Origin of the sequence: Idiomarina aquatica (genome assembly GCF_003987185.1) — a bacterium.
In the GTDB taxonomy this organism is placed as follows: Bacteria; Pseudomonadota; Gammaproteobacteria; order Enterobacterales; family Alteromonadaceae; genus Idiomarina; species Idiomarina aquatica.
In genome coordinates this window covers 170294-185375 of the sequence record NZ_PIPS01000003.1, presented here as the reverse complement: position 1 = coordinate 185375, position 15082 = coordinate 170294, and the positions used below count along the sequence as shown (strand labels likewise).

At 52.1% G+C, this 15082-nt stretch carries 12 protein-coding genes; 7 read left to right on the top strand and 5 right to left on the bottom strand.

The genetic code is table 11. The features are described 5' to 3' along the window. Window positions 1-12: 12 nt before the first annotated feature. Window positions 13-2226 (bottom strand): TonB-dependent receptor, encoded by a 2214-nt coding sequence (locus tag CWE23_RS10305; protein ID WP_126820210.1) that lies wholly within the window; start codon window positions 2224-2226, stop codon window positions 13-15. Window positions 2227-2438: 212 nt separating this feature from the next. Between CWE23_RS10305 and CWE23_RS10300 the strand changes: the two genes are divergently transcribed. The 3 genes from CWE23_RS10300 to CWE23_RS10290 are packed head-to-tail and all read left to right on the top strand — an operon-like array spanning window position 2439 to window position 6563. After that, window positions 2439-3731 (top strand): GntP family permease, encoded by a 1293-nt coding sequence (locus tag CWE23_RS10300; protein ID WP_126820209.1) that lies wholly within the window; start codon window positions 2439-2441, stop codon window positions 3729-3731. Between the two features lie 10 nt (window positions 3732-3741). Next, a complete protein-coding gene (locus tag CWE23_RS10295; RefSeq protein ID WP_198678836.1) occupies window positions 3742-5385 on the top strand; it encodes a long-chain fatty acid--CoA ligase in 1644 nt (547 codons plus the stop codon). Continuing rightward, window positions 5382-6563: an E22 family MetX-like putative esterase gene (locus CWE23_RS10290; RefSeq protein ID WP_126820208.1), complete on the top strand. Its 1182-nt coding sequence runs from the start codon at window positions 5382-5384 to the stop codon at window positions 6561-6563. The genes CWE23_RS10295 and CWE23_RS10290 overlap by 4 nt, the downstream gene beginning before the upstream one ends. Before the next feature lie 403 nt (window positions 6564-6966). Here the strand turns inward: CWE23_RS10290 and CWE23_RS10285 are convergent, their stop codons facing one another. Both CWE23_RS10285 and CWE23_RS10280 read right to left on the bottom strand, forming a co-directional pair. Continuing rightward, window positions 6967-8718 carry a TIGR03545 family protein gene (locus CWE23_RS10285; protein ID WP_126820207.1) on the bottom strand — a complete coding sequence of 584 codons (1752 nt, stop codon included), beginning with the start codon at window positions 8716-8718 and terminating at the stop codon, window positions 6967-6969. Between the two features lie 2 nt (window positions 8719-8720). Continuing rightward, on the bottom strand, window positions 8721-9227 hold the full coding sequence (locus CWE23_RS10280; RefSeq protein ID WP_105307221.1) for a TIGR03546 family protein: 507 nt from the start codon (window positions 9225-9227) through the stop codon (window positions 8721-8723). A gap of 110 nt (window positions 9228-9337) precedes the next feature. Here CWE23_RS10280 and CWE23_RS10275 point away from each other — a divergent pair, with 110 nt between their 5' ends. After that, window positions 9338-10765 carry a RimK family protein gene (locus tag CWE23_RS10275; RefSeq protein WP_241970617.1) on the top strand — a complete coding sequence of 476 codons (1428 nt, stop codon included), beginning with the start codon at window positions 9338-9340 and terminating at the stop codon, window positions 10763-10765. Continuing rightward, window positions 10755-11234 (top strand): GNAT family N-acetyltransferase, encoded by a 480-nt coding sequence (locus tag CWE23_RS10270; protein ID WP_126820206.1) that lies wholly within the window; start codon window positions 10755-10757, stop codon window positions 11232-11234. Before CWE23_RS10275 ends, CWE23_RS10270 begins: the two co-directional genes overlap by 11 nt. On the opposite strand, the gene glpQ is transcribed toward CWE23_RS10270, so the two are convergent. Continuing rightward, window positions 11209-12243, bottom strand: coding sequence for a glycerophosphodiester phosphodiesterase (gene glpQ / locus CWE23_RS10265; RefSeq protein WP_126820205.1), 1035 nt, complete (start codon window positions 12241-12243; stop codon window positions 11209-11211). The two genes, CWE23_RS10270 and glpQ, sit on opposite strands and share 26 nt — an antisense overlap. A 16-nt stretch (window positions 12244-12259) precedes the next feature. Further along, window positions 12260-13315, bottom strand: a complete 1056-nt coding sequence (locus tag CWE23_RS10260) for a cysteine synthase A (RefSeq protein ID WP_126820204.1) — start codon at window positions 13313-13315, stop codon at window positions 12260-12262. Between the two features lie 241 nt (window positions 13316-13556). Here CWE23_RS10260 and CWE23_RS10255 point away from each other — a divergent pair, with 241 nt between their 5' ends. Further along, window positions 13557-13895, top strand: a complete 339-nt coding sequence (locus tag CWE23_RS10255) for a P-II family nitrogen regulator (protein ID WP_105307225.1) — start codon at window positions 13557-13559, stop codon at window positions 13893-13895. A gap of 10 nt (window positions 13896-13905) precedes the next feature. Beyond that, window positions 13906-15081 carry an ammonium transporter family protein gene (locus tag CWE23_RS10250; protein ID WP_126820203.1) on the top strand — a complete coding sequence of 392 codons (1176 nt, stop codon included), beginning with the start codon at window positions 13906-13908 and terminating at the stop codon, window positions 15079-15081. The last annotated feature ends 1 nt before the right edge of the window (window position 15082 follow it).

Genomic DNA, 15082 nt, shown 5'->3' with positions numbered 1-15082 from the left:
ATGCGCACATCATTAGAAACGATAGCCGACGGTCAGTGAATAAGTACGGGGGTCGCCGTAGTAACCCGTTACGATGTTCTCACCAAAAGTCGAGCCAAAGTTATAGCCGGATACCCGATATTCCTCGTCAAAGACATTTTTAGCATGAAGCCCAACGGTCCATTGACCCGAGTTTGAATACCACACCAAACTGGTATTGCTCAGGCTGTAAGCCTCTTCGTCCAGCGGTGAAGGTACCTCAAAAATCTGTGTGTCATCGCGGTAGGAAACGCTTCCTGACCACACTAATGAACCGCTTTCCAATGCGAATTCTTTGTTGAAGCCAATGTTCGCAGTAACTTTTGGCGTATTCTGGAATGACCAGAGATCGGAAACATCTTCAACCTGCTGAGTATCAGGATTAAAGAATGCCACCGAATCGAACTCGGCATCGATATAGCCCAGTGAGCCGGTGATATTCAGTGTCGACGTCGCGGCAAAGGTGGATTCCACTTCAAAGCCCTGTACCGTCGAGTCTGCAGCATTCAATACCTGCGATGCCACACCACCGCCTTCAATCGCGCGCTGCACGGTTACCTGCATATCCTGGTAATCGGAGAAGAAGGTTGCCGCATTTAAACGCATACGTCCGTCAAGCAGTTCGCTTTTAACACCAAATTCAAAGGTGTCAACGGTTTCCGGGTCATAAGGATTTGAGGCATCGGGATTAAGCGATACATCGGCGCGCATATCCACACCGCCGGATTTAAAGCCATTACTGTAGCTTGCGTAGAACATCAGTTCAGGATCGACTTGGTAACTGACACTGGCATGTGGACTGAATTTGCTCCAGTCCGCCTGAGTCGTAAAGTCCGAGTTAACCACGATGGGATCGGCGGAGTAGTCGCCCCGGTCGAGGAATTTTACCCCGGCATAGGTGTAACGAAAGACATCTGCGGTTTTATCATCTCGGGTATAGCGGCCACCCAGGGTAACCGACCACTGGTCATCCAATTGATAGGTCGCCTGGCCAAAAATGGCCTCACTTGAGGTATCAACACAACCGCCGGTATCAATGGATAATCCCAGTAGGCCCAGCACGGTACCGAATTCACCACAGGCTTCACCTTCATAAAGATACAAGCCACCGACAAAGTCCAGCCGATCGTCCCGGTACATGAACTGGAATTCCTGGGTGGTCTGGTCGTCTTCATAAATGGCCGGCACCAATAGCACCGGATTAACCGTTGAATCAAAATCGATGTTGGTGTCGGTAAGACCCTCGCGATAGGCGGTGACCGACTTGAACAGCCAATCGTTGTTAATCGCCCAGTCGATGGTCATGGAATACCCTTCGGTTTCGACTTTGTTCCAGGTCGGCATCGCGGTATAGGCATCGTACACATCGGTCAATCTGGGTTCATCACTTAACAACGACTCCTGTTCACGGTGGCCACCGCGAGCATTGGAGTCGTCGCGGGTCCAGTCTGCCGCAAATTTGACGTTGACGTCTTTATTCACCAGCCATTTGGCGTTCAAACGGCCGGTCATTAACTCTTTGTTATAGTTGTCGTCACCGGTATTAACAAATTTACCAAAGCCATCCCGGTTAAGCGTGGCAAACGCGCCGCCGACGTAGAAATTATCGGCTAGTGCCGTCTGTCCTGACACTTTTAAGTCGGCCTGATTGTAGGAACCCACCGTGCCTTTTACTTCAAACTCATCATAACCCGTCAGTTCGCGAGTCACGTATTTCATCGCGCCGCCGATGGTGTTTTTACCGTACAACGTGCCCTGCGGACCACGCAGGACTTCAACCCGCTGGACATCAAGCACTTCTAACACGGCGCCTTGCGGACGAGCAACGTACACGTCATCGATATAGATACCAACACCGGGCTCAAACCCCCACAACGGATCCTGCTGACCAACCCCACGAATATAGGCTGTCAGCGTGGAGTTGGTGCCTCGACTGACCTGAAACGTGGTGTTCGGCATTTTGTATTGCAACTCGGTAATGTCTTCAATGCCGTCGCGTTCGAGCAGTTCCTCACCAAACGCGGATACCGACACCGGCACTTCTTGTAAACTTTCACTGGTTCGGCGCGCAGTCACTTCAATGCGTTCTAGTTTGCCATCTTCTGCCTGAGTGGTGTCCTGCTCATCCTGAGCTAAGCTTGCAGGACTGGTAAACAGTGCAGCGATTGCGACGGCTACCAGCGAGTGCTTAAATTTGGCTGTATTCATTGTTGTTCCCCTGACGATGTTGTCATTCTTATCGATGTTCCGTTTATTTTTTGAACGGCCCAGAGTCATGGCTGGCTATTAAACTAGCGCAAATTGTTAAAAAAGTGATCTGTACCATAGTACTATGGGGCAAAACTACCGAATAACGCACAATACAGTTCATGCAACGACCGGAGCATGGCTATTTCTATTGACTCGTTGCGAGGTAACTCATGTTAAGTATGATTGGTCTTATCGGCGGCCTGGTGTTGCTGATCATCCTCACACTCAGAGGAATGAATTTATTTATCAGCGCACCCTTGTGTGCGGTCGTCGTCGCGCTTTGCAGTGGCATCCCGTTGTTTACCGGTGAGGTAAATTACGTCAGCGCTTATATGGATGGCTTTGCCAGCTTTGTAGCCGCCTGGTTTTTCATGTTTTTGCTCGGTTCGATGTTCGGCAAATTTATGGAAGATACCGGCGCCGCCGACAGCGTCGCTCAGTGGATCATTAATAAGTTGGGTCGCAAACAAGCGGTACTGGCGGTGGTGTTAGCCTGCGCCATTCTGACCTATGGTGGTGTCAGTGTATTCGTGGTCGCCTTCTCAGTTTATCCGATGGCATTATCACTGTTCAAAGACGCTAACCTGCCACGCCGTTTTATCCCGGCCGCACTGGCATTTGGCTCGGTCACCTTTACCATGACTTCAGCGGGATCACCGGAAATCCAAAACTGGATTCCGATCAAATACCTTGGTACCTCACCTTATGCCGCCTGGGAGGTAAGCCTGGTAGTTGCGGTGTTGATGGCAACCTTCGGTTATTGGTGGTTGCGCAAAATCATTAATCGCGCCATCGCGAATGGTGAAAGCTTTGAAGCTCGCGAAGGTGACCCGGTATTGTTGGATCGGGAACTGCCCAAGCCAGTGCTTAGCTTGATTCCGTTACTGGTGGTATTAGGGCTGTCGTTTTTCTTTCACGACGAACTCGCACAGAATGCACTAATCGTTGCTCTGCTTGGCGGCGTTATTGCCATTGCAGTGATTAACTTTAAACACTTCCACCGTCCGCAGCTCGCTATTTCCGAAGCCACAACCGGCGCTTTAGTCGCCATCGGTAACACCGCCGCCGTGGTCGGCTTTGGCAGCATCGCCAAAATCACCCCGGCCTTTGATACGGCGGTTACCGCCATGACCAATTTGCCGGGCAACGAATTAGTGGGTGCTGCGGTTGCCGTCAGCGTCATCGCCGGTTTGACCGGTTCGGCCTCGGGTGGCCAGGCGATTGCGCTACCGGAGGTAGGGCCTCATTACATGCAGGCCGGCGTCAACCCAGAGCAATTGCACCGTATTGTTTCGATTTCCTCCGGTGCGCTTGATTCGCTGCCGCACAATGGCTATGTGGTCACCACCATCCGCGCCATCTGTAACGAAACACACAGTGCCGCTTATTGGGCCGTTGCCGCCGTAACGGTCGTGGTGCCATTACTCGGCCTGGCCGTCGCCATTGGTTTATTCATGCTGTAAGGAATAACACATGTTGGTTTCACCCATTCAAGGAAATATGATGCAGCGACCGTTACAAATCATTGATTTGTTGCGTTTTGCTGCCACCCGCCACCCTCAGCAGGAAATCGTCACGCGACGACTGGAGGGTGACATACACCGCTACAACTATGCCGACTGCTTTGCCCGTACCGGTCAGCTCGCTCATGCATTAACTCAGCTTGGTATCGAGCCCGGCGAGCGTGTGGCCAGCCTGGCCTGGAACACCTATCGACACATGGAGCTGTATTATGCGGTCAGCGGCCTCGGTGCGGTGATGCATACCGTCAACCCAAGGTTATTCGGTGACCAGATCGCCTGGATCATGAACCATGCTGAGAGTGGTTGGGTATTCGTCGATGTAAGTTTTGTGCCGTTACTCGAGCAGATTCAAGATGAATTACCCAACGTCAAAGGGTTTATCATAATGACCGACCCTGAACACATGCCTCAGACGTCTCTCGCTCATGTGCTCTGCTACGAAACCCTGATTAGCGACTACCCCGCTCAGTATGACTGGCCGGATATCGACGAAAACAGTGCGGCACTGCTGTGCTACACCTCAGGCACAACGGGCAACCCCAAAGGGGTAATGGCCTCGCACCGCGCCATGGTGCTGCATGCGCAAGCGACCATCGGCCGGGATATGCTGGATCTCGACAGTGATACCGTGCTGATGCCGATGGTTACCATGTACCACGTTGCCGCCTGGGGCGCTCCCTATGCGGCTCCCATAGCCGGCTGTAAATTGGTGTTTACCGGTGACGGTACCTCCGGTGAAGCCATGGCCAGCATGATCCGCGCAGAAAACGTCACGGTTGGATTGGGTGTACCCACCATCTGGTTGACGTTGCACAATTACCTGAGTGAACAGCAGCTCGAGGTACCCAGCTTAGCCCGCGTCTGTGTTGGCGGCGCCGCATCACCGTTGGGTTTGGTTAAAACCTACGACCAAACGTATAATGTGTACTGGCAGCCGATCTGGGGCATGACGGAAACCGGCCCGTTGGTGTACTCCGCCCCACCACAAGGCGATATCCTCGCCCGCCCTAAAGAACAGCAGTATCGTATTCAAACGACCGCTGGCCGACCGGTCTTTGGCATCGAAGCCCGCATTGTCGATGCCGACAATCAACCACTGCCTCATGACGGCGAAAGCCGAGGTGAGTTGCAAGTTCGCGGCCACTGGATCGCCGCGCAGTATTTTCGTAACGATGACGTAAGCAGTTTTCCCGACGGCTGGCTAGCAACCGGCGATATTGCCGTCATCGACGCCGAAGGCTTTATGAAAGTTGTTGATCGAAAAAAAGATGTGATTAAAAGCGGCGGCGAATGGATCAGCTCACTGGATATCGAAAATATCGTCAGTCAGCATCCGGCGGTTAACGAATCCTGCGTGATTGGCGTAAAGCACCCGAAATGGGACGAGCGCCCCCTGTTACTGGTGGTATTGAACAAGGGGATGGACGCCAGCAAAGCGGATATTAAGGCGTTCCTGGACGGCAAAATCGCACGCTGGTGGACCCCCGACGATATCCTCTTTGTCGATCAACTGCCTCACACCGGCACCGGCAAATTGGTTAAAAACCAGCTCCGCAAAGACTATGAAAATTACTTACTGGAGAAGCAATCATGAAATGCACCGCCAAACTCGCTCTGTGGCTGACTACCCTGCTGTTCAGCCTGACCGGATGGGCCCAGCAACAACCCATGCTGGTCGAAAAACAACGTTTCACCCTGGATGAGTACGTCACTCATGGCGGTGAAACCATCCAGGAACTGCAAGTCGGCTGGGAAGCGTATGGCCAATTAAATGAGAATAAAGATAATGTGATTTTGATAACGCACTTTTTCTCAGGTAACAGCCACGCCGCCGGCAAATACTCAAGCGACGATGAACAGGCCGGTTACTGGGACGCGATTATCGGTCCCGGCAAAGCGATTGATACCGATAAGTATTACGTTGTCAGCGTCGACTCGTTAGTAAACGCTTACCCTCATTTGCCATCGGTCATCACCACTGGCCCTGCCAGTATCAATCCGGCCACCGGAAAGCCTTATGGACTCGACTTTCCGGTGGTAACGATTCGCGACTTTGTTAATGTGCAAAAAGCGGTGCTGGAATCCCTTGGCATAAAAAAACTGCATGCCGTTATCGGCGCATCCATGGGCTCACTACAAGCGATCGAGTGGGCGGCAAGCTACCCGGACTGGGTTGAGCGGATGGTATCGGTTATTGGTACCGCATCCATGGACGCCTGGACCATTGCTGGCTTAGAAGCCTGGTCACAAGCGATCAAGCTGGATCCAAACTGGAACGGCGGTGATTACTATGACGCCGAAGCACCCTTGGATGGAGTAACCATGGCACAGGCGTTGATCACCCACGGTGCCATGCACCCGACCATTTTCAACCAACTCGCCCCCGCACAAGAGACCCTGCCAGAGCAAGGCCTGGATACCGTAGACAATCAACTACCAGCCGCACAATGGCTCTATGAAAGCAGCCGCCAGCGCGCCCCCCTGGCCGATGCCAATCATATTTTATACCTCGTGCGTGCCAACCAGCTGTTCGTTGCCGGACACCAAAAGACCCTGCAACAAGGCTTACAAAACATCAGCGCCAAAACCCTGTTTCTACCCGCCAGCAACGATCTACTGCTGATGCCCTACATGGCCGAAGCCGCTGCTGAGCAACTACAAAGCCTGAACAAAGACGTCACCATCGAACACATCAACGGCCCCTGGGGACACCTCGACGGCATCTACAGCATCCAGCAAAAAGCCAACACCCTAAAAACCTTCCTCGAGTAGCTTGCGCCTCTGGCCGTAGCTTGCGCCTTTGGCGCAAGGGAGGGGGGCGGTCATGACAAGCAGGCTTAACAGGCTCTGTTGCCCCCGTGGCAGGGGGACGCTACGAGCACGTCCGTGTGCGCTTGTCTCAGGCCATCCCTGGCCTTCGACACCCCCTGCCACGGGGGCAACAAATCCTGTGCCTGCTTGTCACGATCTCCGCAAGTTGACCGTAAAGTGAGTACGCGCGTCAGAGTTTGAGGGGGGTTGACCAGGAATGTTGGAGGCCATGGATGGCCGGAAACAAGCCCACACGGACGTGCTCGTGGCGGTTCCTGGTCAACCCCCCTCGAGCTCTGACAGAAGCGGGCTCGCTTTACGGCCAACTTGCGCCAAAGGCGCAAGCTACCGCCAAGGGCGCAAGCTACGAGCCGAATAGGCGGTCTTTGAGTTTGTCTTTGAGACTGTCTTCGATTTTGGCTTTTAGCAATTCTTCGAGTTGCTGGTCGAAGCTTTCGGCCTGGCCGTTCAGTTGGGTAATGTCTTCCAGTAATTGGTTTTTGGGGCCCAGTTGGTTTTCGACTTTGGCGCTCAGTTCAGATTTTATGTCATCAAGCTTGGTTTGTGCCTCCGCCATGGCGGTTTGAGATAGCAGTTTGCCCAGCTGTTGGTCGAGATCTGAGTTTAGGTTCAGTTTTGGATTGAGGATATCGCCCCCCACTTTGGTATTGATATCCAGGCGTTTTAATTGCGCCAGCGCTTGGGCAATGGCATTGGTGATTTTGCTGCTGCCCTGTGCGGTAACCGCTAAATCGAGCATACGGATGATCGCTTCACCATCCAATTGGTTACCTCGGACTAACACCCGCCCGTCACTGTCAATCAGTGCCGAGGTTATTGCCGCGGTCAGTTCACTGCTGTCGCTAAGACCTAAATTTTTTACGTTGGCTCCTTTTAGCTGCCACTGCTGTTTGGCGTCAATGCCCGACGACAGGAGCGATAGCTCGCCATCCAAATTAAACGCCTGCCAGAGGTCGCCATTATCCACTCGGGCCTGATAAGTCGTAGGCTGACCTAATAAATCATGTTGATGGGTGATGTTTTGCCAATCGATGTTAACGGCCGTGTCCCCAATCATCACTTCGGTGCGGGCTTGCTTGATCCAGAACTCCGGGGGTGCGTCGTCTTCTACAAATGACAGGCTCTCACCTTCGCCGCGGACTTTCTCGACCGTTTCGGTATTTGCCGAGCGCGCCAGCATCGGTGCTAGTTGCTCATATGCCAGTAACAGATATTCGCTCCATTGACGTGCCTTATCACCGAGCAACAAGCCGGTGACGTTCTGTAGCCCAGATTCATTTAACTGGAAAAAGTTGCGAATACGGTTGATGTCATTTTCCGGGGCCTCTTTGACTCGGGCAATCTGAGTTTTCACGACATCAGCAGACTCACTTAACTGCTGCCGGAATTTTTGGATCGCTTCTTTATCCTGGCGGATGGCTGCCTTAACGTTGTCCAGTTTTTCTTTGCGCGCGGCAATATCCCCAAGACCTTCAACCTTACCTTCGGTAATTGCTTTTACCTGCTGCTGATACTGCTGCAACGTTTCCTTCGTCGGCAGCGCTGCTTTGGCCTGCTCGAACTGCTCGCGTTGTTGCTCAATCTGGGTTTCTGCTTCCGTCAGGATCTGTTCGGTCTGCAAGCCGACTTGCTGAACAATTTCATCGGTTGATGGCAATGAAACTTTTAACTGCTCCCAACTACCGGAGGCCCATTCTTTGATGTCCTCTTTCGAGGGCGCGACATAAACCTCGCCTTCGCCTTGCTTGCGGGCTTGATCCACACGCACACCCACAACGTCGAGCTGCTCGATATGGATGCGCCCCAGTAACAGCTCCGCCGCGGACACATCGGCACTGAATTTTTCCAGTTGCACTTGGTTGTGGGATGGTTTGGCCGGGTCGGTCGCCTGCACATCGTAGGCGGTCAAGGTTAACGGCGACCACTTATGTTCAACTTTCTGAATATTAACTTCGGCGCCATTTAACCGCCCCAGTCCATATTCCAGCGTCACTTTTAAAATAGCGTCCAGAAATAACCAGGAAACAATGACCAGTAAGCCAACGATGGCAGCGAAGGCGGCCAGTCCCGGCCAGCGGATTATACTGCGTTTCATACTCACCCCCGTAAATCCATATACAACTGCCAGAAACGACTACCGCGGATAACCTGCACAATTTTTAACTTTAACAAGGTTTGCTGAATGCGTTTGCGGTAATTAACCACCACAAAATAGGTTAAGGCCGCGATCACAGGACTGATTAATAAACTAAATACCAGGCTACCCATGGTGATGGTGTGATAAAACTGACTGACACGACCCGCTGCTGTGGCATAAATGGCCTCGTAGATCCCCTGCCAACTATCAGCTTGCAGGATTGCGAGTCCCCATTCGTGAAATAAAGGGTCGAGCAGATAAGCGAGTCCTGAGAACACACCAAACGAAATCAGGAACAGCGTGAGGTTAACGCGAAAAATAAGTGCGGCCAGCAGAATGATCAGGTTGTGTACCCGCCACAAGGGGGTCAACCCCAAAATCATGCCCAGCACCATCGCCATAGCGAGCGCCCAGGGGCTGGTTTCTGAGTTTAAGGCCTTTAATAATTTGGCCAACAGCGTCAACATACACAAAGCTCCTTGTCTTTCTTCCATGTTCTAATATAGTGTCTGCTAAGTATCTCCCGCAAATAACATTTTACTTTATGCAGCAGCACGTCCATGTAGTTATCAATGATATGTCCGATTGGCAGCCTTACTATCCGAGCCAATCGTTATTAACGGCTAATGAGTACCTCAGTACTCACGTTAGCCGTACTCGTTCGCACATTCTCAACCTTTGTGATGACCTCAGCTACCTGTCTACCGGTTACTATGTCAGCTTACTGGCAGAAGCCCGTGGCCAGCGCGTTATGCCGTCGGTCACCACCATCAATGATTTAAATAACTTTAAACATTACCAGTTATTAACCAATGTATTAGATAAATCAGCCAGCCGCTACCTTGCTAACTATACCGATGACGCGCTGGATTTGATCATTTGTTTCGGTGTTTCCGATATTGATGAGTTTAATGGCTTTGCCCGTCAGTTGTTCGAACGCTACCCGTGCCCGTTGCTGCGCGTTCAGTTACGTAACGAAGGGCGCTGGTATATTCATTCCTTAACGGCCGGCTATTTGAATCAACTGGATGATGCTCAACAAACCATGTTTGGTGACGCACTCGATGCCTTTAATAAAAAAGTCTGGCGTAAAGCGCGGGCGCGCAAAGAATACCGCTATGACCTAGCGATTCTTTATAACCCGGATGAAGCCATTCCAACCAGTGACAAAAAAGCACTGAACCTTTTTATTAAGGCGGCAAAAGAAGCGGACATCGAAGCAGAACTCATTACGGCAGCAGACTTTAACCGGTTGCTGGAGTTTGACGCCTTGTTTATTCGCGAAACCACGCGTATCAACCACTATACTTACCACTTTGCCAAGAAAGCAGAAGCCAATGGCATGGTCGTCATCGACCATCCTGAATCCATTGTTAAATGCGCCAACAAAGTGTTTCTAAAAGAGCTGTTGGAACAACATCAGGTCGGTATGCCACGAACAGAGTTATTGTTATCCGGCACCGACATTAACTACCATGAAATCGGTGAGTCACTGGGTTATCCGGTGGTGTTAAAAATTCCAGATGGCTCATTCTCGATTGGCGTGGAGAAGGCCGATAATGCCGAGCAGTTTAAAGCCACGGCTGAAGAACTGTTCGCGCAATCAACGATTTTGCTGGCACAGGAGTTTATGCGCACCGACTACGACTGGCGTATCGGCGTACTTAATAACCGTCCGATATACGCCTGTCAGTACTTTATGGCACGTAACCACTGGCAGATATACAACCATAAAGAATCGTCCGGCCGTGCTAAAAGTGGCTCGTTCGAAACCTTTGGGGTTCATCAGGCGCCCAAAGATGTCGTTAAGATAGCGCTACAGGCAACGCGTCTGATCGGCGACGGCCTCTACGGCGTTGATGTTAAAATGACCGCTAAGGGCCCGGTCATCATCGAGATTAACGACAACCCGTCGATCGAATCCGGGGTAGAAGATAAACATCTGGGCTATGAGCTTTACCGCCTGATTATGGCGGACTTTGGACGCCGCCTGGATGAATACTGATCACCCATCGACGCGGCGCATTCGGCTGGCCGACAAGGCCGATTTAGACGCCTTGGTGCAACTCGAGCAACGAACCTTCGATTACAGCCGCATCAGCCGCCGAAACTTCCGGCGGCTGTTGCAGTCATCTTCGGTGCACTTTTGGGTGGTTACCGACGCCGGCCAAGTTATCGCTTATGCCATCGCTCTGAGCCGTTCCAACAGTCGTTACTGGCGTGTCTATTCGCTTGCGGTAGACGCCGAGCGCCGTGGCCAAGGGCTGGCACGAGCCATGTTAGAGCATGTCATTACCGAGGCCAAAAAAGCCAAGTGCCACGGTCTGTCGCTGGAAGTGAAGTCAGATAACCTGGCGGCTATCCAACTGTATCGACGCTATCATTTCGAAACCATTGATGTATTACCGGGTTATTATGACGACGGTACCGACGGCTTAAAGATGCGCGTTACTTTTTATCCGGAAAGTCACTAAACACGCCGGTCACACCGGCTTGCTTTAGCCAACCCCGCAATTGTCGGTGAGACTCCACGCCTTCAGGCAAATCATCGGCTCGCAAGGTGTAAACAAACACCGGCAACTTAGCTCGTTGGGCGTTCGATAGCACATCGCTCCATTGCGGCTCGCCATCTTTCACCCCGGTCAGTACATGCCCGAGCCACAGGCCGACCCCTTCTGCATAGGATGACAATGACTCCATCCCCGCGTAAGTTCTGAGCGCATCATAGTCCACACTGCTCTCGTTCCAACTGTTGTCGGCAATTAACTGAACCAACGGATAATCAATATGGTACTGGCGCTTTAACCGTCGTAGCGTTTCCGGGTCAAAAGACTGCAGATAAATCGGGGTTGGCAACGCCCCCTCTTTATAACCCGCATCTTCCAGCACCCGCATAACGGCTGCGGTGATGTCATAGTCTTGCTGGTGATACCAACGCGGTGATTTTATTTCGATATAAACACCGGTATCGGTTCCCCTGACCCGGTTCAGCTCTTTTACTAGCGCCAGGTGTTCGGCCAGTGTCTGTACCTTAAAGGAGGTGGTCGCCAGCCCGAAACGCTGCGGGTAGCGTCGCTCACCTTTATCATTCACCCGTGGTTTTAAGGTTAATTGCTGCAAGTGCTTTAACGTGAAATCGACCACATAATATTTACCATCTGGCCGGTGTCGCTTCGGAAACACGTCAGCAACATCCGATATTTCATCCAGATAGTGATCGTGCAGCACCACCGGAATACCATCACGGCTTAACTGCACATCCTGCTCGATGTAGTCAGCGCCCAACGCGTGCGCCATCACCGCACTGGCCTGGGTGTGTTCTGGCAGATAACCGGACGCGCCGCGATGCGCAACATCGATAAAGTCCCGTACTTCAATGGTCGACAGATTTGTAACGGGTTCTACCGTTTGTGCCTGCACCGCCCCCACCGCCAACAGCCATGCTGCAGTTAACGCTGAATAGTTTTTGGTTATAAAACGCATATCGTCATCCAAGCGGTCATTCAAGACCACACCATTTTTTCGCCAGCACGTTGTCGCCCAAATTCGCATAGCGCTCGCACAATTGTTCAATCGGCTCCGGCTCAGGATTAAGGCCACGCCCTTTTAAATAGGCTTCGTTATAAAGCTTGCTGGCCGAACGCTCACCTAAATCACAGGCGAAGGTAACAATACGTTGTCCTGGCCCTTTGTGCAGAGCCGCAGCCAGCGCCGCTGCGACGTTTAACGCCGAGCTACTGCCCAGCACAATACCGTCCTGTTCACGCAGATAGCGTGACAGCGTTACCAAGTCCTGATCCGGCAAATTGACCGCATGATCGATGCTGGCCTGACGGAAATTGTCCACCAACCGCATAATACCGATCCCTTCGGTCATTGAGCCACCATTCGCCACGTATTCTCCTGACTTCAGGAACTGATAAATACCAGAACCATCCGGATCCGCCAACCAGACATCGATATTGGCATCCTGTTCTTTAAAAAACTTCGAATTACCGCCAAGGGTGCCGCCGGTACCCGCCACCGACACAAAAGTATCGATGCGACCTTCCATCTGCTGCCAAATTTCCGGGCCGGTATGTAAATAGTGCGCCCGCGCATTACTGGTATTTTCAAATTGGTTAGCCCACCAGCAGTCGCTGCGCTCTTCTGCAATGCGCCGTGCGGTATGGTAAAAATGATTGGGGTTCTTAAACGGCACCGGGTCAACCGCCATTAGCTCGCCCCCATGCAGAGCGATCATACGCTCCTTTTCCGGCGCTTGATCGTTCGGCATGACCGCCAGCATTTTTAAGCCATAAGACTTAGCCACCAAAGCTAAGCCGATACCGGTGTTACCGGCGGTTCCTTCGACCACGGTCATACCCGGCTTCAGCTCACCACGCTCAAAGGCATCTTCAATCAGCTGTTTCGCAGCGCGATCTTTTATCGAACCGCCGGGATTCTGAAATTCACATTTTAAATAAATATCACTGCCACTCAGTGCAGACAGTGACGGAATTCTCAAAAGATCGGTTTGCCCGATCAAGTCGCTCATACGTTGACCTACTAACATAGGTACCTCAGTAACTCTGTGAACAATGACTCCTAGTATCCCGCCAGTGCGTTAATGGTTCAACTCACTTTGCGTTATAAGCCATAAGCACTTTTCTCGTGCAGTTGCACCAAAACAACCACCGCGATGGGGCAAGAGGTCTCCTTGTGGAAATTAAACCATTACTTTTCAGTTGCTTACATTATGGCATGACAATTGAAACCGAACTTCTGCCGAACCGTTAATCAGCTAGGAGAACCCCATGAAAATGGTCATTGCATTAATCAAGCCCTTTAAGCTCGATGATGTCAGGCGCGCATTAGCCGATATTGGCTGTGCCGGCATGACGGTATCCGAAGCCCGAGGTTTTGGCCGCCAAAAGGGCCACACCGAACTCTATCGTGGCGCCGAGTATACCGTAGATTTTCTGCCCAAGATTCGAGTCGAGCTTGCGGTTGCTGACGATATGCTTGAGCGCGTTATTGAGACCATCACTGAGCATGCCCACACCGGTAATATCGGTGACGGCAAGGTGTTTGTCTGGAACCTCACGCATTGCACCCGTATTCGCACCGGTGAAACCGGTCAACAGGCACTGTAAGGAGCACATCATGTCAGCAGATAATCAGCTCGCTTTTGCGTTAGATACTTTTTACTTACTCATCTCAGGCGCACTGGTGATGTGGATGGCGGCCGGTTTTGCCATGCTCGAAGCAGGCTTAGTCAGAGCGAAAAACACCACCGAGATCCTCACCAAAAACATTACCTTGTACGCGCTGGCCTGTCTTTGTTACCTGATCATTGGCTATTCGCTGATGTATGGCAACGGTGGCGCCAGCGATTATGCCGACGCTGCCGACTTCTTTTTCCAAAGCGTTTTTGTCGCCACGGCACTGTCGATCATTTCAGGGGCGGTGGCCGAAAGGATGAAGCTGGTCAGTTTTTTGCTCTTTAGTATCATCTTGTCGGCGGTATTGTATCCGGTGCAGGGCGCCTGGAGCTGGGGTGGCGGTTTCCTCAACCAGTGGGGCTTTGTCGACTTTGCCGGCTCCGGTATTGTGCATCTGGCCGGTGCCGCTGCCGCTCTTGCGGGTGTACTGATCCTCGGTCCGCGGCTGGGAAAATACAAGGACGGCAAAGCGCAGGCGCTGCCGGGTGCCAACATGCCATTGGCGGCTTTAGGAACGTTCATCCTATGGTTTGGCTGGTTTGGCTTTAACGGTGGCTCACAACTTAAACTGAGCAGCAGCGCCGATGCCGAGGCCATTGCTAATGTCTTTGTTAACACCAACAGCGCCGCTGCCGCGGGCACCATTGGCGCGCTGGTCATGACAAAATGGCTGTCCGGCAAAGCCGACTTAACCATGATTTTGAACGGCGCCTTAGCCGGTCTGGTCGCGATTACCGCGCAACCGGTCAGTCCTTCAGCCCCATTGGCCGCTGTGATTGGTGCCATTGCCGGGGTGCTGGTGGTGATATCCATCATCGCGCTCGACAAGCTCAAACTGGATGATCCCGTTGGCGCCCTATCGGTGCATGGGGTTTGTGGTTTGTTTGGTTTACTGATGGTACCGATCAGTGACACCAGCGCATCCCTGGCGGTGCAAGCGGCAGCCGCTGCAACCATTTTTGTCTGGATGTTCGGCTCCAGCCTGGTTATTTGGTGGCTTTTGCATAAACTGATAGGAATCCGGGTAAGTGCGGAACAAGAATATCAGGGCGCCGATACCGTCGACTGTGGTATCGATGCCTACCCGGAGTTTGTACGTGGCGCTTCATCCAGGTAAC